The following is a 23,262-nucleotide window of genomic DNA, read 5'->3' on the forward strand; positions in this document are numbered from 1 at the left end:
TCTCAAACCCTTTCCATTTTCTTTTTATATTTCATTTCTCCTCTAACAACTGTTCCGATAAGCTCTAAATCGTCTGTTAATATAAGAAAATCTGCTCTTTTTCCTGGCGCGATGCTCCCAATTTCTCTGTCAACTCCAATACTTTTAGCAGGACTAAGTGATCCCATATGAACACTTTCCCATAACGATGCATTTGTCCATTTCTTGATATTCTTCACACCATCAATAAATCGAAGTGTGCTCCCAGCTAAAGATCCTGTTTCTGTTCGAGCAACTCCATCTTTTACATGAACAGCAAATTCTCCTAAATGATATATGCCGTCTCCTAATAAGCCCGCTCGCATGCAATCACTAACTAGACAGGTTTTATCGTATCCTTTACATTTATATAAAATATTCACTGCACTTGGATGTACATGATGTCCGTCTGCAATGATTTCACCGTACACATGGTCAGTAGAAAGTGCGGCTCCAACAACGCCAGGTTCACGATGATGTAGCCCCTTCATTCCATTAAACGTATGCACAAAGATTGTCGCTCCTGCTTGAATTGCTTCCTGACATACTTCATAATTCGCATCTGTATGACCAATTGCCACGCGAATATTATTTTTTACCGCTTGCTGTATAAAGGCGATAGCACCTTCTCTTTCTGGTGCCATTGCAATTTTTCTAACTGTTCCTTCTGATTCAGCAATCCACTCTTCTAACAACTCAATCGTTGGGTTAATAAAATATTTTGGATTTTGCGCACCTTTATAAGCTTCAGTAAAACAAGGCCCTTCAAGAAAAGCTCCAATAATAGTTGCTCCTGCAACGCCCTTTCTTTTTGCATAAGCTATATTTTGTAAAGCCTTCGTCGTATTTTCTAAAGAATCAGTTAATGTTGTAGGCAAAAAGCTCGTAACACCATTTTCCAATAACTGAATAGAAATATTGTTTAACGATTCATATGTACAATCCATTACATCGTGCCCCGCTAAACCATGAATATGTGTATCAACAAATCCCGGAGCAATAATACTCCCTTCAAAATCCATTACCATTGCTCCGTCTACTATTTCTTCAACATGTTTTAGAAAGTAACCATTTACAACATGTAAATACCCACTTTCACGTACCCCATCTTCGAGTAAATACATTGATGCTTTGACATAATAATTCATACATTTCTATTCCTTCCTTTTATAAGGATGTACGGTTACACCTTGAACGACACGATTTACACTTCCGCTCGGGCAAGGGTTATCTGGAGTAATTCCTAATGCAATAGATTTATATAACGCTAAAATTTGACCATATAATATATAAATAAATGTAATATATATATCATCCTTCAAATCGTTTCCGTCATTGCATAAAAATGTATCGCAATACTGCCTTGCTTCCTGGCTATCTTGATGCGCAATGACAATAATATCGTTTCTATCTTTCTCTTGATAAATTTCTCTTAATAAATCAAGATCATATTTTTTTGTATACTCATCATTAGATAAAAACAATACAACAGCTGTATCTTCATCTAAAATTGATTTTGGTCCATGTCTAAACCCAAGCGGCGTGTCAAACATAACGGGAATACGCCCAGCCGTTAACTCTAAAAATTTTAGTGCCGACTCCCTAGAAAGGCCTTCGAATACGCCTGATCCTAAAAATACAATTTTACGAAATTCTTTTTCTGCAATTCGCTTCATTTCCCGTTCTTGCTTTTCGATTACCTTCTTTCCTAGCTGAACAATATCCGTAATGCTAGATTGTAAAAGAGGGATTTCTTTATAGTTACATAATAAAAGTGCCGTTAACATCATAGAAGTAAAACTGCCTGTCATCGCAAACCCTCGATCATTTGCCCCCTTTGGCATATACATTACGAAAGCATTCTCTTTATGTTGAAATTGTTTCGCTAAATTCCCTTCTTCATTACAAGTTAGAATAATGTGGTAAACAGAATGAATCGTTTGTTCTGCTAGTTCCACTGCCGCTACACTTTCTGGACTATTACCAGAGCGAGCAAACGATACTAAAATTGTTGGGATATTTGGTTGTAAATAATAATAAGGACTTGAAACGATATTTGTTGTTGGAATACTTTCAATCTGTATTTTCTTTACATCTACTATTCTTTTTATATATGGAACGATTGTATCTCCAACAAAAGCTGATGTCCCAGCCCCAGTAAAAATAACTCGTACTTGCTCATGCCGTCTTGAAATACGAGAAAAAAACGCTGTAATTTCATGATGATTACTTTGAACATTCGAATATACTTGTTCCCAAAGATCTGGCTGCTGTGCAATCTCTTTCGCGGTAAAACACGCTCCATATGTTTCTCTTATTTTTTCATTTGCATGTAATAACATGTACAAACCTCCTTAACATAATTTCATATCTTATCACGTCGTCATTACCAGTTGAATTACAATAAGTANNTACTTATTGTAATTCAACTGTGTAAGTAAATTTATCCCCTCTAGCAATTGTCTCTGTGTATTCCATTATATTTTCTTTTGCATATGCGATTCGCTCTAACAATAGAGATGGCTCATTCACTTGAATTTGCAACCATTTTGCATGATCCTTATTTGCAGCAATTGCTTTGAAATTTTCTACTGCTCGCGTAATATGCACTTGATATTTTGTGCGAAAAATTTCGTACATCGGCGTCTCTTCTAGCTCTTCTTTCGTTAAATATGGGAAGAATTTTACCGGAATATAAGATGTTTCAAATAACATCGGCTCTTGATCAGCTAGCCTTAACCTTGTAATTTGATACACCTCTTCTTCAAACTCAAGCTTCATAATTTTCGCTATTTTCTTGTCGCAATTCATAATAGTAAAGGATACGACTTTTGATGATGGAACTTTTCCAAACTTTTTCATTTCGTCCGTGAAACTATAAAAATGAACAAGACTTTGATTAAATACACGAGGTGAGACAAAACTTCCTTTGCCATGCTTTTTATAAATGTATCCTTCTTTCTCTAACTCTTGCATTGTCTGTCTTACTGTTGTTCTGCTTACATCATGACTCTCACATAACTCACGCTCTGACGGAAGCTTATCATGTTCTTGCAATTTCCCAGTTTCAATTAACTCTACAATAATATCCATCAGTTGATAATATAGTGGTGTTCGATTATCTTTTACAATCATGTTTTACTCCCTCATCCATAAAGTTGTTATAACCAGTTTATGGTTATTATAACGAATGGAAATAGGAACTACTACCACTTTCTCATATTGAAATGGAAAGTGGTTCTCCATCAGTTAAAATTCTTTCACCTATATTTCCCTATTGTGAGGTGACTCTTACGATACAGGTTACATTCCTTACTTCACTTGGTTCATTGTTTCACCTGTTATTCTTGATTTTTCAGCAGCAAAGGCAATTACATGACTATTTGCCGAAATCATTGCAGACGTTACGCTTTCTTCCTATCTAAGTTTCATTCTTTGCTTCCAGCTTCGACTGTAACCAACTGTTTTTTTTCTGACTGAACAAATGGGCTGTAGGAATGAATCACAACATGATCCGGCACTAAACCTTCTTCATCAAAAATAACAATTTCATTTTGCTCTTTCAGTAAGGATGCTGGAATCTTATAATCCTCCTGTGGTCCAATGTTCCAGTACCTTCCTAAACATTGGCCGTTTACCCAAAAACATCCTTTGCTCAACTGATTCAAACGAACCTTTACAATTGAGCCATTGTCAGGGTTCCAGGTAAATCTACTTTTATGCCAGCGGGGATTAATAGTTTGTTGATCACTATTATTAACAATCTTCCATTCCCGTACCTCGTATTGCTGGGCAAATGCTTTCGTTTTCCAGTCGGAAATTTGCTCCTTTTCATTAAACAAATACAGGTCGAAACGACGAATACTAGTAATATTTTGAACATCTAAATCCAAAACATTTTTCCCTTGCTTTAAGGCAGCACTTATATCTGCAACTCCATAAACAGCACTGTTTCTTGAGCCGCCCGTTTGACATTCCATCAAGATTTTACCCTTTTCGCCATTTACCGTAACACGCGAAACGCCTTCACCAACGAGAAGCGCTCGATCATACCCCTCATTCTCGAAGGTTTTTAAAAAGGCGATACGCCCTTCAATCCTTGGTATTTGCGATAAATGATGGTGAACCCCACAGCCTTCAACCTGCCATTCTCCTCGTAAGGATAGATATTTTCCGTTAAGTGCCGGCGGCTCACTAATACCCTTCGGTTCCCCTACCACTTGAGAATAGTTGAAGCGTCCCATATTCTGAACGAGGCATGTTAACGTATTTTTCCCTTTTTTCACTGGAACCTCAATTTCAGCAGCCCCAAGCTTGCTAAGTTTCCCGACAAATTGCTGATTACAGAAAACCATGACTGGATCCTCGATGCGAGGAAAGACAACCGTCGTAGTTTGCGTTTCTTCAGTATCAAATTCACTTTCATAGCCTAAATAGCCGCTAAACTGTCCAAAACTACTGAAATCAAGCGGTTTTTCTGCCTCTTTCACCTTTCCTTTTAAAAAAGAAAGAGATTCATCTGCTGTTTCCCATGATAATTTATTTCGTGTAGTATCCTTTTCAATCTTAGGAACAATGACCTCCAGCGATGTTCTTGTAACAACTTCAATAGAATAGCTGGAGCCATCCTGAAATAAAAGCTTTATTGTTTGTGATTGACTTCCATGAAATAAATGAAAAGCAATACTGCCGTCTTCTAACTCTTCGAATCGATTTGGTGTTGGACAATGAATTTCTGCCTTTTGGTCAAACTGTAAAACTAAAGTAGACCGTTGCCCATTTTCGTGATAAATCACCGCATGCCTAGAATCAAAACCTGTTGTCTGTCCCGTTAATGTTTTAATGGTAAAACGATTTCCTACCTTAACATTGCGGACAATCGGTAAAACAGCATTGGCTTCAATCGTAAACGGAACAAGTTCATTGCCATGTTTCACATGGGATTGAATTCTTTCATTCCTATTATTCTCAATAAATAGTACTTCACCATGAGGACTGACAATTCGCCCTGATTTAAGGTCACTTGACAACTTCACATCAGAAGTAGCTTGTTCTGCATTTGTGAATAGCGGTTCTAGCCATTTGACAAATAAATGGTATCTTTTTAATACTTCATATTTTCTCGTTGGCTGCAAGTATTCGTCAATGGCGACATCATAATCATATGTTGTCGTACAAAAAACCTGTTCACTAACTGTCCGGCCGCCCCAATGATCAAAATTCGTGCCACCAAAATACATGTAATAATTAATGGTCGTAAATCCATTGCTCAAGAGCTGATAACACTCACGTTCAAGCTGCTCAGGTGTTTTTTGATTCGCTTTATTTCCACCCCAGTGTTCAAACCAACCAATCCAAAACTCCATGACACCTTTCGGCTGATCGGCAAATCGTTCATCTAAAATCTCAGCGGCACGGTTGGCACCCGACCAAAAATTGCGGAACTCCACAGCACCATCGACTGCTCCGTAGCATGTAACAAATGGTACCTCAATGCCCCTTGCAATCATTCCATCCCGCAGGTATTCCATATATTGCTTATCAGGTTGACCGTAAGCTTGGAATTCATTTTCAATCTGAACCATGATAACTGAACCGTTTTTCGTTAATTGATACTCATCAATAATTGAAATAACCTGATCAAAATATTGATCTACATAGTGTAAAAAACTAGGCTGTGCCGAGCGATATTGAATATCTTTTTTCGTAGAGAGCCACCACGGAAATCCGCCAAAATCCCATTCTGCACAAATATATGGACCTGGTCTTGCAATGACATATAATCCTTTATTAGCGCATAATTGAAGAAAATACGCTAAATCTTTATCGCCAGAGAAATCCCATTCACCTTCCTTCATCTCATGGAAATTCCACGGAATATAGGTTTCAATTGTATTACATCCCCCGGCTTTGGCTTTTTCTAAAACATCATCCCACTCAGCCTTTGGAAGACGGAAGTAGTGGATAGCAGCAGATAAAATGAAGATTCTCTTATTATGAATCTTCCAGCTTTTTTTATCATAAGTTATCATGATTTCCCTCCAAAATTCTTAGTAACACTTTTATAGCTTAATAGCAAACGGAACTTCTGCCAGCATATTAATTGGATATCGCTAATAACGAAAAATACAAATATTGGTTTTTCTATATTTGTTAGAGTCTCCTTAAACTTCCTTGGCCTGGTTTTCAGATGGTAATGTTTTTTTATGAAAGAACGGATTCAAACCAGGCAATTTAAAGTTGGAAGTCTCTCTCACTTTATTCTCCATCGTATGAAATATATTCATTGACACCCACATAGTAAAAAAGGCTACAACACTAACGCTAAAAAATGGAATTAAACCTGGAACCCACAAAAACAGCCTAAATAAAATATAGTAACCGAAAGCTAATAGTATCGTATGGAACGGGAAGGATATTCCTAATAATAAGGACATCGTCAAGTATTGCTGCAACTTAAATTCAAAATGAACAAAAACAGGGATCACATATAATAGTAGGATTAAAAAAAGAATACTAAGCGTGATAATGAAAATAAATAATAATAGATGCATGAGCCCGTTGGTAAATCGAATAATGGAGAAGTTTAGATAGATCAGGAACCCAATGGAAAATAAAACAAAGCCTATGGTGTTCGCTTTCCAAAACTCTTTTCGGAAAGTAATCCAATAAATTTCAACTAATGAACGGAGTTGTTCGTTTCCCATCCGCCATTTCCTTATGACTGTAAATAACCCTACAGTTGCCGGCATCAGCCCTAGGATAATGCCTCCCATTAAAGTCAGGGCGATCCAAATGATTTGAAAAACGGCTATTTTCATAACAATTTCTGAAAAATGATAAAACTTCCATATGAGACCATTAGTTTCCATAAACACCATAACCCTCTTCCTAAGAAGGAAACACGTACGGAGAGCCAGTATCCTCCGTACGGTTCAATCAACTTTTTTATTTTTCCATTCTCTTGTATGCTGCCTCATAAATTTCTAGATAACGTTTAACGCCCATTTTTTCTAATGTACTTTTATATTCATTCCATTTAGAGAAATCTGCTTTTCCTGTAATAAAGTTTGCTGTCATCTCTTTCAAATACGTATCCATATCGGTTGAAATTGGGGTTAACTCACTCTGTTCTTCTGCTGTAAAGTTAAACGCCGGCCAAACATCACCAAATTTAAGCGATAGCGGTTCTGCTTGTTTGGCATTTAGGGTTGTAGCCTCTTTGCTTTCTGCCCCGTTAAAGTATTTTTGCTGAACAAAACCAGGATAATAACCACCAGGCCATGTTAAGTATTTACTTACTGCTTGGTCTAGCGTTAATCCATCCGGATTCTTCTTAATTTCATCAACATAATCCAATTTACCCGTTGATGGATCTTTAGTGTATGTCTTACCTTCGAAGCCCATAAAGAACATTTTTGATCCTTCATCACTATAGAAATGATCGATCCACCTGACCGTCGCTTCAGGACTCTTATTCTTATTGGTAATAACAAACATACCTATGTTTCCTAAAGGTGAACCAACTGCTGTATTTAACCGATCTCCATGAGGGCCTTTTAATACAGGCATTCCTACAAAGCCACTCAGATTTTCTGTCACCCCAGGATCAACTCCGTTTATGACGCCAAAGGTATTCTTTGAAGCTTTCGCACTAAACTCTTCCGTCTTAAGAGTGAAGATTTCTTTATCAATTAAACCTTTCGTATAAAGCTTGTTTAAATATTGCAGTAGCTCTTTATATCCATCAGCGGTCGGTACAAAGCGCATTTTTTTTGTTTTCGGATCTAAGTCAACATTGGGATTCGCAATTCCATGATTATTTAAGCCGAAAGATCCCTTTAAGGCGTAAATAAAATCATCAATTCCATATGCCCCGCCCCAAGGAATTTCGTCTGCTTTTCCATTACCGTTTGGATCACCGTCTTTTATGGCTTGTAATACGGATTCAAATTCATCAAGAGTCGTTGGCTCTTTCAATCCTAATTTATCAAGCCACTCCTTTTTGATCCATGGTGTTCCATAAAATAGCCCTTTGAATTCAGGATCATAAAAAGCCGGAAACCCATAGATTTTCCCATCAGGCATCGTAATCCCTTTTTTCACTAAAGGGTATTTTTCCATAATCTTTTTAAAATTCGGAGCATACTTATCAATTAAATCATTTAAAGAAATAAATACACCCTGCTGACCAAATTTTACTAAATCCGTCTTCGGCACTGCAGCTGCGAATAGTACATCTGGATGCTCACCACTTGCAAGCATGAGATTTCGTTTTTCCTTCAAACTTTGTGTTTGGACAGTATCCCAATTGATATGAATATTGGTCATTTTTTCATATTCTTGCCAAAGCATTAAATTGTTCCAATCCTGTGATTGCAAAAACTTTCCCGCAAAGCCTTCCAACTCAATTTTATCTTTTGCAATGGGCATTCCAGTTTGATTTAAATTAGATACTGTAGGTTCCTTTTTACTGTCTTTCTTTTCGGTAGCGGTTTTCTCGTTGGAACATGCGCCTAATACGAGTGAACTCATTAGAACAAATGATAGAATACTAGCTTTTTTCTTCTTATTCTTCATTTCGCAACCCCCCTGATTTTATCCTTTAATAGATCCAACCAAAAATCCTTTAACAAAATACCTTTGTAAGAATGGATACAAAATCAACATTGGTAAGTTCGCAAAAATTAAAACAGCATATTTTAGCCCTTCCACACTCATCTGCTGTTTTAAAAAGCTTTCACTCGTTGATTTAACCATATCACTCGCTTGGTTTTGAATAAGAATCTCCCTTAAGATTAATTGAAGTGGAAAAAGTTCTTTATTTTGTAAATAAATTAATGCTGTAAAATAAGAATTCCAGTGTGCAACTGCATAGAATAAAATCATAACGGCAATAACAGGCATGGAAAGAGGCAAAACTATTTTCAAAAGAATTCTGATATTTCCTGCACCATCAATCATGGCCGCTTCTTGAAGCTCAAGTGGAATGGTCGTTTGGAAAAACGTCCGCATAATAATAATATTAAAGACAGATACGGCATTAGGAATAACCATTACCCAAAATGTATCAATCATTCCAAGATCTTTGATAAGCAAATAGCTAGGAATTAAACCACCGCTAAAAAACATCGTGAAAACAAAGATTCCCATAATCACATTACGGCCAACAAAGTCTGCCCTAGAAAGTGGATACGCTGCCATAATCGTTAATACTACATTAATAGCAGTCCCTACCACCGTATATTTAAGCGTATTGAGAAATCCGTTTATAATATCATGATTTGAAAATAATTTTTTGTACGCGTCGAAATTTAACCCCTTTGGCCAAAACCAAATTTCTCCGTTTAACACATGGATTGGATTGCTAAGCGACGCGCTTATGATAAAGATCAAAGGATACACAACTAGTAACGCGATGATTGTTAAAAAGAAATAATTGAAAAAATCAAAAACCTTATCAGATGCTGTATTTTCCAATCTAGTCACCACCTACCATAGACTTGTTTGATTGATTTTCTTAGCAAAGAAATTCACCATTACAAGCATAATGAAATTTATGATTGAGTTGAATAACCCCACTGCAGCAGAAAAGCTGTATTCAGCTTGTTCGATACCGCTGCGATAAACAAAGGTAGATATAACGTCTGATGTCGACATGTTTAGGGTATTTTGCATTAAGAAAACCTTTTCAAATCCAACTGACATAACAGATCCTGCATTTAGGATAAACAGAATAATAATCGTTGGCATAATCGTTGGGATATTAATATGCCATATTCTTTGAAATCTCGAAGCACCGTCAATCATTGCTGATTCATGTAAGGAATAGTCAACAGCAGTTAAAGCAGAAAGATAAATAATAGAGCTCCATCCCATGGTTTGCCATACATCGGAAAACACGTATAATGTTTTAAACCAACTTGGTTCCGACATAAATGCGATTGGTTTTCCACCCACTAGAATAATAATTTGATTGATTAGTCCATCCGGCTTTAAAAAAAGGATTAACATCCCGACTACTACTACCGTAGATAAAAAGTGAGGGGCATAAATAACGGTTTGTACGAATTTTTTAAACTTAGAATTTCTTACTTCATTTAGCATGAGGGCAATGATGATTGGAATTGGGAATGCTACTGCTAGTGTATAAATACCAATAATCAACGTATTTTTAATAAGTCTCCAAAAATAGTAACTATTAAAAAAACGCTCAAAGTGTTTCATCCCTACCCATGGACTATCCCATATCCCTAGCGTTGCAATAAAATCTTTGAAAGCAATTTGCACACCGTACATTGGGACATAATGAAACACAATAAAGTAAGCGATTACAGGAAAAATCAATAAATAAAGGTCCCAATTTTTACGGAACGATTTCTGTAAAATTGTCCACTTCGACAAGGAAGTTTCTGATTTTTTTTCTAATATGCTAGTGTGTTGCATACTAGTCTCGCTTTGAATAATTTTTTCCAAATTCTCTCCCCCTTCTCATACGGAAGCTAATCACACATACTTGACAGTTGAACTTTGACTGATCTGAATAACTTTTCCACCAGAGCGAATAGACTCAGTCGCTGCACAGCCGACCGCAACACTCATTCTTCCTGCATATGGTGTGGTTAAAGGCTGCTTGTTGTTTAAGACTAGTTCGATAAAGTCTCTGCATATTTTTGGATCCGCACCACCGTGGCTGCCTTGTTCTTTTTTCATGTCATAGGTTATGTCGCTAAGTTCATTCCAGGAGTTTGATTTTCTCGTTTTCACATATACTTTTTCATTTACATCATCATTCTCTACTCTGCCTTTTGTACCGATAAAGGTATAGTTTCTTGAATAATCTGGTGTAAAGTGGCATTGTAAGTAGGAGGCTTTAATGCCGCCTTCAAGTTCCATAATCAACATATTATTGTCCTCAACATCGATTTCTTCCCGGAAAGCGCATTGGGTCAATACGTTCAGACTCGCTTCCGTACAGGTATCATTTTCATCACAAGTAGGACAGGTTAATGTATTTGGTTTATCTCCACCGTAAAAATCGAGTCCCCCAAAAGCCGAAACCTTTTTTGTATATTTTCCAGTAATCCAATGGATCACATCGAGATCATGAGAACCCTTTTGCAATAAAAGCGAAGTCGTATTTTTAGCTGTTCCATGCCAATCATGGTAATAATAGTATCCGCCAAATCCGACAAAATGTCTTACCCAAACGGCTTTAAGATCACCGATTACCCCGGAATCAATAATTTCTTTCATTGTTTGGTACATACTCATATAACGCATATTAAAACCAACCATTAAATGCTTTCCAGACTTTTCCGCTTGTTCGATAATCCGGTCACATCCTTCTACTGTGATCGCTAAGGGCTTTTCACAATAGACGTGCTTACCAGCTTGAAGTGCCGCAATGGCATGCTCTTCATGTAAATAATCGGGAGACAAAATGGCAACGGCATCAATATCCGTGCGAGCGAGCAACTCTTTATAAACGGTGGTAATATATGCATGTTGGTTAATTTTTTCTTGAAAGGTTTTCAATCTTTCCATCGAAACATCGGCTGCAGCAACGACAACTGAATTCCCACCTGGGTTATGCCAATACTTTGCAATACCACTCCGAAGTCCTGCACCAATAATCCCAATTCTTACAGTTTCCATTTGATACTTCCTCCTATCCTTTCTTCTTATCCCTGCTACTTTTGATCATTCCTCTTGGTGAACCACCTCCTTAAAGCCTTGTGGAATTATTTTCTTATTATCCAACTATTTTTAAAGATGACATGTTTGCTTTTTCGCCACCATTAGAACATCCTGTTGCTACAAATAACAATGCTGACAAAAGAATTGTATTTTAGCATAAATAAAACGTTTACAAATAAGTGTTTTTATTTGTAAAAAACTTTTTTTGTTCTTTCTATCACTCAGGTATAATGATGTCACTACCAGTTGAACTAACAAACTATGACTACTATATTGATTATGTATATGACAGATTCAATCATGATATAATGTTGTCATTACCAGTTGTTATGAAGTATACCATCACAACTTTTTCTTCCGCAATACATTTTTTCTGAATTTTTTAAAATTTTATTTATCACTCAACAAACTTATTCTATATTTATTTTGTAATGCAAACTATGAATTGAATTGCCTACAAAAGAAAAATTATTTTTATAAAATAGATTCTTTCTATTAAAATCGGATTGATGAAGATTAATCATTAAAACAAGATAAAGAAATCCTCCCCTCAAGTTTTTAGTTTACCTCGCACTAACGAATAGCAAAAAATGAAGCCTAATTCATATAAAAAGAAGTGTTCCTATGATTCAACAATTAAAAACATATTATGGGAAAGATATAAAAATTAATGAGATCATGTTGTCTGGGGATTATAACTAGTTTTTAGTTGAAGGATAAAAGTGGGAATCCGTAAATCTCGTTTACATGAACGGGAATATCAATTACTTCCATCTTTCTTATCCCGCCTTCATGCCGATACGTTTTATGAGACAGAAAAAGAAAAGTTACGGTATGAAGCGTTATATCGAAATAAGGACATCCCTATTGCATCTGTTCGTTTTTTACACTTTTTCACAACGAAGCCTATAGTAGAACGTGAAGAATTTCAAGAAGCCTTAAATCTATGTTTTCTTTCACCACTACAACCGTATGGGAGACTTCACAAAATGGTGTCCTCATCTTAGAAGAAAATATACCGGAATATATATTCCAAACTCTTCCTCGATACATTCAACTTTAGTTGTAAAGTACAATTTAATCCGAATAATTCATAATCTTCAAAATAGTGATAGTATTAAATGCAAATGATACGGAGGTGTTTTTATTTGGAAAAAGAGGTAAAAAAAGATTTAATTAAGGTTATATCCATAACTATTATAGGCGTTATTCTTGTATTATTAGTTCCATTTCTTTTTCAATATTTACCAGATTTTTAAAAGTCATTGAAAAATGACTTTTTTATTTACATAAAATCTTCGACTCAATTATTTAACCAATTAGTATGCATATAAGTTGCATTTCTTGTCTTTAACTCTTTGCTTATATTCTCTCTAATTTCTTCAATAGACTCACCCTCAATAATGGCAAAGCAAAAGCCGACACTCGCTAACATTACGTAGTGAGAAAACATCCCCTCAATCAATAGTCTCAATCAAAAACGTATTGCTAGAACATGATAAGAAGAGGCTGTATAATACCAATACTGGGCGTTCTATACACCAGCCAGATACATAGAAAGGACAATCGAAAAGATAAGAAACAATGAAGCAACAGTTCATCAACGAACAAGATTAGCGAAGGCATCAAGAATGTTTCAAAACTTATTTAGGAGGTACAACTGTAATGACTACGAAAATATCGTGTGATGAGATTTTAGTATATATGTACAAAATGGATGATACAGAGAAACTTGAATTGTTAAAGGTATTATCAGAAAAACATTTCGGTGGTACGAAGTCAGCTGAAGAAATTCGGCATCTAAACATAGCTATGCATGAAGATAAAGAAGATGGTAACAATGTCCAAACGCAACGCAAGGTTAATACAGCCACAAAGGCTTACATCGAGGGCTATTTAGGACGCCAACTTACAGATGAGGAAATTACAGTCCTGACGTTAGCTTATGACTGGGGACACTTTGCTGGAAGTAGGCGTTAAAAAGTGATGAGGATAAAAAAGGGGAAGGATTTATTCCCCTTTTTTATCTAGCGATTTACTGCTTGATACGTTGTGCCTAGTAACACCTTGCTTATACATATCAATCATTCTTATCCCTATCCACTTGGTATAGTTCGACTGATGACTGCAATTTCAATCATCAATATCCCTCTCCTGCTAAAATAAAAAAGAAGCATTTCTGCTTCTCTAATGTGTTACTTTAATCCCTTACACTCCACCGTTAATTATCAATCCTAGTATCCCCATAATAACTGCACCTACAACGATTCGTAACAGCCAAATGATGTTTGTACTAATTTTTTCTACACGCCCGCTTAGTGCTGATATATCTTTTTCGTTAACGGTGATCCGCTGTTCAATGTTACACATCTCTTTTCTTATTTCTTTTTGCTCTAAATTTATACGTTCAGAATTCCTTTGTAAGTCATCTTGCATACATTCACACCTTTCGAATATTACATTAAAATAGCTATATATATATTTATGAAACAAGCATTACATGTGTGAATGTATAATCTCACTTGTACAAAAGGCGAATTTGATTCCGCCACAACATAATGTTCATTCAAATGGTAATATTTTAGAGGAACCTCACATTGTTGCGCGTTTAAAGAGAGAAAACGGGATAAAGTGAAACTTCCATCAGTGGGGAGGTTTCTTCATTCCCCACCTAACTTCTTTAGAAAAGCGGAAACGGCTCGTTCAAAATCATAGGCCGCCCGCGCTCCTGACAGAGAGGCGTTTTTTGCCTCGTCCGAGGGAGCGAAACGGCTGGAGATTTTAACCACTAGAGCTGGACATTGCTTTCACTGAATTTTGAGAGGGGAGTGTTACTGTCCGTTAATGCGGGATAAATCCCCACTAAAAAACAGCTTCCCCAAGTCCACACTTGAAAAAGCTGTTTCTAGTACTAATTCTTTTTATGTAACAATATGTATGTAATACTACAACTATCTTAAGGTAAGACGTATACCTTTACTGTTCTAACTCCCCAGTTCCAAACGGCCTGCTTGGAAGCAATGAATACATCTATTTTATTACCTTTAATAGCTCCACCCGTATCTCTCGCTGCTGCTGCTCCATATCCTTCTACATATACATTTGAACCAAGTGGGATAACAGAAGGATCTACGGCAATTACTTTCAAATTAGGATTAGCTGTTAAATCGTCTCCCATACGAGTATAAACATGTTGACCAGGTTTCGCACCATTTTCTACTGGATCATTTGAATATGCTGTTGATCTCACTGTTAGCTCACGTGCATTTACCCATTGTCCACTACCTTTGAAATAATTCATTTTGGCGTCAATCTTAGTCCAGCCTGTTTTCATTGCTCCGCCTGCTGCTGCATCTAAGTAATACCAACTTCCACCTGTACTTAACCAGCCCATTTTCATTGCTCCGCCCGCTGCTGCATCTAAGTAGTACCATTTTCCACCTGTACTTAACCAACCTGTTTTTTTACTACCATTTTGATAATAAAACCATTTTCCATTTTGTGATTGCCAGCCCGTTTGCTGTGGAGCCGCTTGTGTTATAGTATTTGATGTTTCTGCTAAACTACTATTCGGTTGAAAACCAAGTCCAAAAGCCATCGCTATAGTTAATGCCACAATTCGTTTTCTCATAAATTCCTTCCTTTTCCTAAATTTAATCATTGACTCAATCTATGTATTATGTATAAGTATAATTGTTTCTCAGATAAGAATAAGAATAGTAACAGAATTGTAATGAAAATTAAATAGAATGAAATCCAATTTCAAACTTATTGTATATTAAACTTGATTTTTTTGGTTATTTTCTATTTTATTATTTTTTCTATATAATAATATAAACCGATACAAAGATAATATATATTGAATAGAAAGGTATGCTAACAATAAAAGTCAACATACCTTTCTATTCATTTTAGAAATCTCTGTCCTCACTATCCCTTAAACCTCTTATGAATGTTATTCCACTTATAAGTCCCCGCTTCACTAAATTCAACTAATTCCATCGATAATGCAAAGTAACGATTTGTAAATAGATTAGCAAAATGCTCTTTCATCATATTAAAAATGTGATCACATGCTTCTTTCTTATCTTCTTCTGTTCTCCCTGCCCCAATTTTAAATGTGGCATGGACGAATGCGTCATCTTCTTTCCCATCAGCAATATAGTAATCTTCTAGTTCAATCGCCCTTGAGCGAATACCTCCTGTTGGAAAGATATCGCTTCGTGAGATCAATATTTCATTTACTTTTTGTAAGAGAGTTGAAATGTTCGCTTCTCCCTTTATATTGTTTGTATACTCTATAATAAAATGTGGCATATTTTTTCCTCCCATCATTTCTACTTGTCGTCTATAACAATCATGAGAGTAGCCCAGATCAGCTACTCTTCTCATCACTTATTGTTTCGAAAACATTTCCGCACCAACAATTGTATTTACTAAGCGTCCGATACTTTCAATTTCAGTAATCACTTCATCTCCAATTGCTGTATCAACTAACCCTTCTGGCGTACCAGTTAAAATGATATCGCCTTTGCTTAACGTCATAAAACTACTAAAATATTCAATTAAAGCTGGGATATCAAATATCATATCTTTTGTTGTTCCTTCTTGTGTAAGCTTCCCATTTACATACGTACGAAGTGTCAAATCCATCGGGTTTTCAATGTCAGCAGCATCTACAAGCCACGGGCCGATTGGAGTACATGTATCACGATTTTTCACTCTAAGGTTCGGACGATAGTAATTTTCTAAGTAATCTCGTATAGCATAATCATTCGCCACTGTATATCCCGCAACGTAATCATACGCCTGCTCCCGTTTTACATTTCGAGCTGTTTTCCCAATAACAACAGCTAATTCACATTCATAGTGCATATATGTCGCATCTCCCGGACGATATGTTTGTCCGCGGTGACCAATAAACGTATTCGGCCCTTTCAAAAAAACAAGTGGTTCTGTTGGTGCATTGAATGATAATTCTTTCGCATGATCAGCATAATTTAAACCTAATGCAAATACTGTTCGTGGCTCAATTGGTGGTAACCAAACGACTTCCTCTTCTGACAAAAGACGCCCGTCATCTAATTTCAAATTTCCATTTACTTCGGTAACGCCATGAATTGCGCCGGCATATGCAACACGCCCTCGTTTCATTGTACTTCTCCTTTCACAAGTTCTTTTTCAAGTACAACCTTATTTTCTAGACTTCCAATCCCTTCAATTTCAATTCGAATCAGATCCCCATCCTTTACAAGAGGCGGATTTTCTGGAACACCGACAAGCAGTGTATCTCCTTCGTTTAGTGTCATAAATTCTGTTACATCGACGATGAGTCGTGCTACCGAACGAATTAAATTTTCTGTATTATTTTCCTGCTGTAATACACCGTTTATATATACTTGTATATCCAAATTATCCGGATTTTCTATCGCATCTCGACCCATAATCCACGGACCAACCGGGCAAAAACCATCACGTGCTTTTTGTTTTACTGCCGGACGATATACGCTATCATGAGGAATACTAATGTCATTCACAATTGTATAGCCGGCTATATAATCCATCGCTTGTTCTTCGCACACTCGGGTTGCTTTCTTTCCTATTACAATTCCAAGTGCTGCTCCAACTTCTAGTTCTTCAACTCCATTTGGCAACGGAATTGACATTCCCCCGGCAATAATGGTATTTACGGGTTTTATATACAAAATAGGAGCACTTGGCGCTTTTTTATATGGTAATTCATGTACTGAATCTCCTAATGCTGTAAGTGCTCCTTTATAATTTAATAATGTACCGTAAATAGTTCCTGTAATTGGAACATCCAACTGTAATTCATCCTTCTCATAATATCGTTCGTTCCGTTTGACTGTACCTTCTAATAGATTTACTTCACTTTCTTCCACTTGTAGTGCACCACAAAATTTAACTTTTACCTTACTCATCCTTTTCACTCCTTACGATAAAGTGACACTTCTATCACAAAGATCTCACTTAATGATGGCTGACACCCTTCACATCACTTCCTGTATTTGATTTCACTAATATCTCTTCAAAATTACCAGTCTTACTTTTCTTTGCAAAAAGAAGGGTACCTATATAAGCTCCTAAAAATCCTAAAGGAATAGATACGATTCCTGGAGAAGATAGTGGAAATAGTGGTGTCCCAACAAAGAGTGCTTTTCCTGGTTCAGGACTCCATACACTTGGACTAAGTGCGACAAGAATAATGCTCCCTAATAGCCCTACGAGCATTCCTATAATCGCTCCCGCCATATTAAAACGCTTCCAATATACAGTAAATAAAATAACTGGTAAGTTTGAGCTAGCTGCAACGGTTAATGCGAGCGATGCAAGAAACGCAACATTAATTTTCTGAACAAATAACGCTAGAATGATAGAAAAAATAGTAATACCAATGGATGCAAATCTAGCCATTCGAATTTGCTCTTTCTCAGTCGCTTTTCCTTCTCTCATAATTTCATTGTAAAAATCATGAGAGAATGCCGTTGCACCTGTTACTACAATACCTGCTACTACAGCAAGAATTGTCGCAAATGAAACAGCTGATATAACGGCGAACAACATATCCCCGCCTAATATTTTGGCCAGTAGTGGCGCTGCCATATTCCCAGCTGGATTTGCTGCCATAATATTGGTAGCTCCTACAAATTTTGCTGCTGCAAACCCTAAAAATATAACCATGATATAAAATAAACCGATAATCCAAATGGAATACACAACAGATTTACGGGCAACTTTTGCATTTGGCACTGTCAAAAAACGACTTAATACGTGCGGAAGGCCGGCTGTACCAAGTATTAATCCGAGTGTTAATGAAAATGCATCTAATCCATTCGTATATTTTGCTCCAGGATTTAAATATGCTTCCTTAAGAGGCGTAGCTGTTCTCATTTCTTCAAAAATACGTAAAACATTAAAATCAAATTTTGTCATTACCATTATAAAAATAATAAATGTCCCGCCTAGTAGTAAAAAAGCTTTTATAATTTGCACCCAGCTTGTAGCTGTCATACCACCAAAAATAACGAAAACTAACATAACAAGCCCAACAATTACTACTGATATTTCATAGTTAATATTTAATAACAATTTAAATAGCGCACCAGCTGCAACAAGCTGCGCAAGCATATAAAAAACAGAAATTGTAAGGGCATTAAATGCAGTAACACCACGAACCTTTTTATTCTGAAAACGTTCAGTAATCATATCTGCTAACGTATACTTTCCAAGATTCCGAAGCGGTTCAGCGACTAAAAGCAATACAACTAAATAGGAAACAAGTGCGCCGTACATTAAGAAAAAACCATCATATCCAAGAAGTGAAATGGCTCCAATTAATCCTAAAAAAGAAGAGGCTGACATAAAGTCACCAGCAATTGCAAAACCATTTTGCCAACCACTAAGCCCTCCCCCCGCTGTATAAAAAGAACTCGCATTCCTTGTTTTTTTCGAGGCGTAATAAGTAATGAAAAGCGTTATAACAACAATCAATCCAAACATTGCTACTACTTTATAATCCATCTACTTTTCTCCCCTTCACCTCTTCGTTCAATACTTCCTCAGCTAGCTGATCAAAATAGGCTGCCTTTTTTACATATAAGTGACATATAATTCCTGTCATGAAAAATTGAGAAAACGCATAGATCCAAGCCCATGATATTGTACCAATAGCAGGCTTTGTTAAAATATCCGTATCTAATGTTAAGATAGGTAAAAGTAGAGCAAAGCTAATGAAAAAAATTGTAACTGAAACGGTAAATTTTTTTCTCGCATTCAACAATTCTTGAAACTTTTCCGAACTCGCAATCTTCTCATAATCTATGTTTTGACTGGATTTTATCATATAAAACCCCACCTCACCCTTAATTCAGTTTTGTCACGATGTAACATCAACTATTTGATTACATCGCTAATTCATCTCCTACAAAATATCGGCTCATCTCATACACATTTTGTTTCTCAAATATATATTGTATCCACCTTACTTTCAGTCGTTTCCCACATGTTTGTACGGTGCAATTAGATAATTGAATAAGAAGAGCTTGTCTATCACCTTGCTGCGATACTTGCTGACAAACTCCCTCATATATATCGTTCTCTATTTCCACTTCAATGCGATAAACACCAGATGCCGGGAGCATATAATCTTTATCTACTAAAATTTCCAAAAACTGATACGTTTCATAAAAAGATGATGATTTTTCTACTTTTCCTCGCACTTCATAATAATCATCAAGGTACTTCGGGACGGCATGTACCAATCCTACTTTAAGAAGATTCCGGATGGCAGTTGAACTAATCTTTTCATGATCATGTTCTATTTTTGGAATCGTTGTAACAGCAAACTGGTTTCTCCCTTGTTCCTTAAGTAACTGCATGTTACCTTGCCCCATGTATCCGTAATGGTAGTCAAAACCAGCTATAACATGTCTACATCGAAACCCGATAATATATGTTTTGACAAACTCTTCATAGGATAGACGAGCAAAAGCCGAATCAAATTTCACCACGATTAATTTTTCAACACCCATATTTTTAAAACGTTCTTCTTTCACTGTTAGCGGCGTTAAATATTTCATTGGATTTTGAGTAGAATGAACAATATCCCTTGGATGCGGATAAAACGTCATTACAGCAAGTGTCATCTTTTTCTGCCTTGCAATCTCTTTTGCTGTTTGAATTAACTGTTTATGACCAATATGCACGCCATCAAAGAAACCAAGTGCCAACACGCATTCTTCAGTTTCATCTCTTACCGTTTTCGAAATTGGGTGTTGAATATAAACCGTCTTCACCTTATCAACTCACCTACCCCTTTTTATGAAACTATTTACTCTTTCAAAAAAATACAAATCTATTTTGATGTTCTACTATATATGTAGCTGCAATGAAAAATAAAAAGTGAACTCTACTTATTTTCTCTTTTCACCAGGCAGGAAAAGAAGTTGACCGATTCTATGTATAATCGGATACTCTTTCCCACCTAAAGGTTCCCTTCATTTATCTAATAGCCATCTACAAAACAAAATCTGGTTTTCTTTGTTCTAACGTAGGATTCTCTTCCTGTATTTTTTCTCCCGTTTCAATATCTAAAAATGGTGATGTTTCATTGAACCAGCTATCCGGTGCTTTATGTCCCCAGAATGTTTGGCGCCTCGGATCATTTAAATCCCAGCGTACTGGATTAAAATCTGGATCACTCGTTAAATAATCCCCATTATAAAGCTCAATTCGATACCCATCTGGATCTCTTAAATACAAGAAAAATGCATTGGATAATCCGTGACGACCAGGTCCCCTCTCAATATTTTCGCCATAACCAAGAGATGCGAGTACATCACAACAATGAATAAGCGCTAATGGGTCCGGTAGCCAAAATCCAATATGATGAAGACGAGGTCCTTCTCCATTCATAAATGCTTGATCGTGCACGGTTTGTTTCCGATGAAGCCAAGCTGCCCATACACGATCATCTTCTGTTGCCGTATATTCTGAACATGCAAATCCAAGTTCATTTACGAAGAAGTTATACGCTTTTTCCACATCTGGAACCGCACAGTTGACATGATCGATTCGTTGAACTCTTGCTCCTTTATATTTATCATAGCGCTGTATCATTCGCTCAGCGCCTGTCATCTTACAGAAGAACTCAAGCGGCATACCTGATATATCATGCACATGCAATGCTCTTCCTAATGCATACTGCGTCCCTTCCTCTTTCCACTTCGTTTTCAGTCCTTTTGATTGAAAGAATGCTGCTAATTTATCTAAATCCTCTTCACTTTTCACTTTATAACCGAGTGCGTGAACACCTAGTTCCTCTGATTTTTTTAATACTAAGCTGTGATGAACATGCTCTTCTAATCCTCTTAAATAAATATGTTCTTCATCACATTCTGTTTCGATAAACCCTAAAGCGTTTACATAAAATTCTCTCGAACGCTCTAAATCCTTTACATTCAATACCGTTCTTGCAATTCGAATAATGTTAAAATCCATTCGTTACACCTCCAAGTTTCTTTTCACATACCTTTATGCTTTTTCTATTAATTGTTCCGAGCGACTTAAAAACTCTTTTACACGGTCTACATACTCTTGTTTATCGTAGCCGTTATATAACGCACTCGCCATGCGAACTGGATCTCCAAAAAAGAAGCGCTCATACAATGTTTGTCTTGAGCCAAATGCACTCATACATACATCCCAAGCAAGGCGATACAATTTCACACGGTTATAAGCATCACCATTTGCCGATTGTAAATATTTATCTAAATCCGGACGTAAATCAGAGTTAAAATCCGTCTCTGATGGGATTGCCATTAAGCCACTTGCTCCGAGTAATTGCATAATTTCACTAAATCTCGGGTAAATTTTCGGATAGTAATGACGAGCAACATTTAATGGTGTAAAGTCTGGTGTCATAATTCCCCACTTATCCATTTTGGCATTTGCTTCTGCCGCCGCAACATATGCTTTCACAGTCTCTAGCGCCATAATGACTTCTGACATCTTTTCTTGTACATGCTGAAATTGACTAATGTTAATGGTCTCTACCATTAATTGAAGGATTCCTAATACAAATTCAGTTTTTGCTACATTTTTTGAGACAACTTGGTGCGTCATATGAACAACTGCATTACTCTCATTGTAGGCTTGATTACAAACACCAACATCTCCTAATGCGAACACGCGATTCCAAGGTACTACTACATCATCAAATACAACAATTGTATCCATTTCTTCAAAACGTGACCCAAGCGGGTGATCAAAATGAGATTTGCCATAATCAAACGATTCCCGGCAAATAAATTTTAATCCCGGTGTATTGTTTGGAATCGAAAAGGCATATGCATATGGATTTTCCTCTTCTGATTGCTTTAAAAGAGTAGAAGGAAACACCATAATCTCATCTGTAATTCCGCCTTGTGTTGCCAATAAACGTGCGCCTCGAATGATTACACCTTCAGAAGTTTTCCCGGCAATACGCGCTGCAATATAAGGATCTGGTAATTGCGCAGCATTTACAGCACGGTTCACCTGTGGCTGAATTAATGTATGTGTTAAAGATAGATCGTTCTCCCTACAATATTCATAGTACTCCGCCATATTTTTTGCATAAAAGGCATCCTGCTTCCCAAACATTTCAGAAGCAGAACCATAGGCCATCATACCTGCATTAATATAGTCCGGAGAACGCCCCATCATGCCTCCGTTATACTTCGCCCATTCTTGTATCATCTTCCGGCGTGTTTGCAGGTCTTCTTTCGTTCGTGGCTGTAGAAACGAAGTACCTACGCGCTCTCCTGTTGTTGGAGAAGTATAGGTCATATACTCTGATTTAGCGGAATCATGCTGCATATCATATAACTCCGATTGTGTTTTCATAACGCCTTTAAAGGCCGGATGCTCTGAAATCTTTCCTTCTACTCGCTTCCCATCAACCCATACATTCGCATCGGCTTGATCCACTCTCTCAATATATTCTTTCCCCGTTTTTGCTGGCATTTCACTCTCCCCTTTCAA

20 protein-coding genes and 1 pseudogene are annotated in these 23,262 nt (G+C 36.7%); 2 read left to right on the top strand and 19 right to left on the bottom strand.

Annotated features, from left to right (window positions below; translation table 11 throughout):
• Positions 1 to 2: 2 nt before the first annotated feature.
• From nagA to CN373_RS11385, 9 genes are all read right to left on the bottom strand, one after another.
• Complete coding sequence (nagA, locus tag CN373_RS11345) at positions 3 to 1,166, bottom strand: N-acetylglucosamine-6-phosphate deacetylase (RefSeq protein WP_165771897.1); 1,164 nt, start codon at positions 1,164 to 1,166, stop codon at positions 3 to 5.
• A gap of 6 nt (positions 1,167 to 1,172) precedes the next feature.
• Positions 1,173 to 2,360 (bottom strand): SIS domain-containing protein, encoded by a 1,188-nt coding sequence (locus CN373_RS11350; RefSeq protein WP_098359378.1) that lies wholly within the window; start codon positions 2,358 to 2,360, stop codon positions 1,173 to 1,175.
• A 73-nt stretch (positions 2,361 to 2,433) separates the two neighbouring features.
• The gene (locus CN373_RS11355) at positions 2,434 to 3,153 is read right to left on the bottom strand and encodes a GntR family transcriptional regulator (RefSeq protein WP_000635661.1); all 720 of its coding nucleotides are present in this window, start codon (positions 3,151 to 3,153) and stop codon (positions 2,434 to 2,436) included.
• Between the two features lie 293 nt (positions 3,154 to 3,446).
• A complete protein-coding gene (locus CN373_RS11360) occupies positions 3,447 to 6,050 on the bottom strand; it encodes a beta-galactosidase (protein ID WP_098359379.1) in 2,604 nt (867 codons plus the stop codon).
• A gap of 132 nt (positions 6,051 to 6,182) precedes the next feature.
• Positions 6,183 to 6,890: a YesL family protein gene (locus tag CN373_RS11365; RefSeq protein WP_240519110.1), complete on the bottom strand. Its 708-nt coding sequence runs from the start codon at positions 6,888 to 6,890 to the stop codon at positions 6,183 to 6,185.
• 76 nt (positions 6,891 to 6,966) lie between these two features.
• The gene (locus tag CN373_RS11370) at positions 6,967 to 8,598 is read right to left on the bottom strand and encodes an extracellular solute-binding protein (protein WP_098359381.1); all 1,632 of its coding nucleotides are present in this window, start codon (positions 8,596 to 8,598) and stop codon (positions 6,967 to 6,969) included.
• Between the two features lie 18 nt (positions 8,599 to 8,616).
• Positions 8,617 to 9,498 carry a carbohydrate ABC transporter permease gene (locus tag CN373_RS11375; protein WP_000432027.1) on the bottom strand — a complete coding sequence of 294 codons (882 nt, stop codon included), beginning with the start codon at positions 9,496 to 9,498 and terminating at the stop codon, positions 8,617 to 8,619.
• A 12-nt stretch (positions 9,499 to 9,510) separates the two neighbouring features.
• Positions 9,511 to 10,494, bottom strand: a complete 984-nt coding sequence (locus tag CN373_RS11380; protein WP_000411254.1) for an ABC transporter permease subunit — start codon at positions 10,492 to 10,494, stop codon at positions 9,511 to 9,513.
• Between the two features lie 30 nt (positions 10,495 to 10,524).
• On the bottom strand, positions 10,525 to 11,676 hold the full coding sequence (locus CN373_RS11385; protein ID WP_098359382.1) for a Gfo/Idh/MocA family protein: 1,152 nt from the start codon (positions 11,674 to 11,676) through the stop codon (positions 10,525 to 10,527).
• A 666-nt stretch (positions 11,677 to 12,342) separates the two neighbouring features.
• On the opposite strand from CN373_RS11385, the pseudogene CN373_RS11390 reads away from it, so the two are divergent.
• Both CN373_RS11390 and CN373_RS11395 read left to right on the top strand, forming a co-directional pair.
• Positions 12,343 to 12,757, top strand: a pseudogene (locus CN373_RS11390) (PucR family transcriptional regulator); the annotation flags it as partial.
• Between the two features lie 626 nt (positions 12,758 to 13,383).
• A complete protein-coding gene (locus tag CN373_RS11395; RefSeq protein ID WP_000208492.1) occupies positions 13,384 to 13,698 on the top strand; it encodes a hypothetical protein in 315 nt (104 codons plus the stop codon).
• Positions 13,699 to 13,926: 228 nt separating this feature from the next.
• On the opposite strand, the gene CN373_RS11400 is transcribed toward CN373_RS11395, so the two are convergent.
• From CN373_RS11400 to hpaB, 10 genes are all read right to left on the bottom strand, one after another.
• The gene (locus tag CN373_RS11400; RefSeq protein WP_001150157.1) at positions 13,927 to 14,154 is read right to left on the bottom strand and encodes a hypothetical protein; all 228 of its coding nucleotides are present in this window, start codon (positions 14,152 to 14,154) and stop codon (positions 13,927 to 13,929) included.
• A 520-nt stretch (positions 14,155 to 14,674) separates the two neighbouring features.
• Entirely contained in the window at positions 14,675 to 15,349 is a 675-nt protein-coding gene (locus CN373_RS11405; RefSeq protein WP_113745329.1) for a 3D domain-containing protein, read from the bottom strand.
• 299 nt (positions 15,350 to 15,648) lie between these two features.
• Positions 15,649 to 16,035, bottom strand: coding sequence for a 5-carboxymethyl-2-hydroxymuconate Delta-isomerase (locus tag CN373_RS11410; protein ID WP_098359383.1), 387 nt, complete (start codon positions 16,033 to 16,035; stop codon positions 15,649 to 15,651).
• A 78-nt stretch (positions 16,036 to 16,113) separates the two neighbouring features.
• Positions 16,114 to 16,872 (bottom strand): fumarylacetoacetate hydrolase family protein, encoded by a 759-nt coding sequence (locus CN373_RS11415; protein WP_000820316.1) that lies wholly within the window; start codon positions 16,870 to 16,872, stop codon positions 16,114 to 16,116.
• Positions 16,869 to 17,660 carry a fumarylacetoacetate hydrolase family protein gene (locus CN373_RS11420; protein ID WP_098359384.1) on the bottom strand — a complete coding sequence of 264 codons (792 nt, stop codon included), beginning with the start codon at positions 17,658 to 17,660 and terminating at the stop codon, positions 16,869 to 16,871. Before CN373_RS11420 ends, CN373_RS11415 begins: the two co-directional genes overlap by 4 nt.
• 49 nt (positions 17,661 to 17,709) lie before the next feature.
• Complete coding sequence (locus tag CN373_RS11425) at positions 17,710 to 19,260, bottom strand: solute symporter family protein (protein WP_000385030.1); 1,551 nt, start codon at positions 19,258 to 19,260, stop codon at positions 17,710 to 17,712.
• A complete protein-coding gene (locus CN373_RS11430; protein ID WP_000597693.1) occupies positions 19,250 to 19,582 on the bottom strand; it encodes a DUF485 domain-containing protein in 333 nt (110 codons plus the stop codon). The genes CN373_RS11425 and CN373_RS11430 overlap by 11 nt, the downstream gene beginning before the upstream one ends.
• Before the next feature lie 58 nt (positions 19,583 to 19,640).
• Positions 19,641 to 20,534 carry an adenylyltransferase/cytidyltransferase family protein gene (locus CN373_RS11435; protein ID WP_000860392.1) on the bottom strand — a complete coding sequence of 298 codons (894 nt, stop codon included), beginning with the start codon at positions 20,532 to 20,534 and terminating at the stop codon, positions 19,641 to 19,643.
• A 220-nt stretch (positions 20,535 to 20,754) separates the two neighbouring features.
• Entirely contained in the window at positions 20,755 to 21,738 is a 984-nt protein-coding gene (gene hpaD / locus CN373_RS11440; protein WP_000347050.1) for a 3,4-dihydroxyphenylacetate 2,3-dioxygenase, read from the bottom strand.
• Between the two features lie 33 nt (positions 21,739 to 21,771).
• Positions 21,772 to 23,244: a 4-hydroxyphenylacetate 3-monooxygenase, oxygenase component gene (gene hpaB / locus CN373_RS11445; RefSeq protein ID WP_001111014.1), complete on the bottom strand. Its 1,473-nt coding sequence runs from the start codon at positions 23,242 to 23,244 to the stop codon at positions 21,772 to 21,774.
• Positions 23,245 to 23,262: the final 18 nt, after the last annotated feature.

Source organism: Bacillus cereus (assembly GCF_002561295.1).
Classification (GTDB): Bacteria; Bacillota; Bacilli; order Bacillales; family Bacillaceae_G; genus Bacillus_A; species Bacillus_A cereus_S.

Bases quoted from the DNA above. Each gene is read 5' to 3' on its own strand.
- nagA (WP_165771897.1), bottom strand. From the start codon at position 1,166: ATGAATTATTATGTCAAAGCATCAATGTATTTACTCGAAGATGGGGTA.
- CN373_RS11350 (WP_098359378.1), bottom strand. From the start codon at position 2,360: ATGTTATTACATGCAAATGAAAAAATAAGAGAAACATATGGAGCGTGT.
- CN373_RS11355 (WP_000635661.1), bottom strand. From the start codon at position 3,153: ATGATTGTAAAAGATAATCGAACACCACTATATTATCAACTGATGGAT.
- CN373_RS11360 (WP_098359379.1), bottom strand. From the start codon at position 6,050: ATGATAACTTATGATAAAAAAAGCTGGAAGATTCATAATAAGAGAATC.
- CN373_RS11365 (WP_240519110.1), bottom strand. From the start codon at position 6,890: ATGGAAACTAATGGTCTCATATGGAAGTTTTATCATTTTTCAGAAATT.
- CN373_RS11370 (WP_098359381.1), bottom strand. From the start codon at position 8,598: ATGAAGAATAAGAAGAAAAAAGCTAGTATTCTATCATTTGTTCTAATG.
- CN373_RS11385 (WP_098359382.1), bottom strand. From the start codon at position 11,676: ATGGAAACTGTAAGAATTGGGATTATTGGTGCAGGACTTCGGAGTGGT.
- CN373_RS11395 (WP_000208492.1), top strand. From the start codon at position 13,384: ATGACTACGAAAATATCGTGTGATGAGATTTTAGTATATATGTACAAA.
- CN373_RS11400 (WP_001150157.1), bottom strand. From the start codon at position 14,154: ATGCAAGATGACTTACAAAGGAATTCTGAACGTATAAATTTAGAGCAA.
- CN373_RS11405 (WP_113745329.1), bottom strand. From the start codon at position 15,349: ATGAGAAAACGAATTGTGGCATTAACTATAGCGATGGCTTTTGGACTT.
- CN373_RS11410 (WP_098359383.1), bottom strand. From the start codon at position 16,035: ATGCCACATTTTATTATAGAGTATACAAACAATATAAAGGGAGAAGCG.
- CN373_RS11415 (WP_000820316.1), bottom strand. From the start codon at position 16,872: ATGAAACGAGGGCGTGTTGCATATGCCGGCGCAATTCATGGCGTTACC.
- CN373_RS11420 (WP_098359384.1), bottom strand. From the start codon at position 17,660: ATGAGTAAGGTAAAAGTTAAATTTTGTGGTGCACTACAAGTGGAAGAA.
- CN373_RS11425 (WP_000385030.1), bottom strand. From the start codon at position 19,260: ATGGATTATAAAGTAGTAGCAATGTTTGGATTGATTGTTGTTATAACG.
- CN373_RS11430 (WP_000597693.1), bottom strand. From the start codon at position 19,582: ATGATAAAATCCAGTCAAAACATAGATTATGAGAAGATTGCGAGTTCG.
- hpaD (WP_000347050.1), bottom strand. From the start codon at position 21,738: ATGGATTTTAACATTATTCGAATTGCAAGAACGGTATTGAATGTAAAG.
- hpaB (WP_001111014.1), bottom strand. From the start codon at position 23,244: ATGCCAGCAAAAACGGGGAAAGAATATATTGAGAGAGTGGATCAAGCC.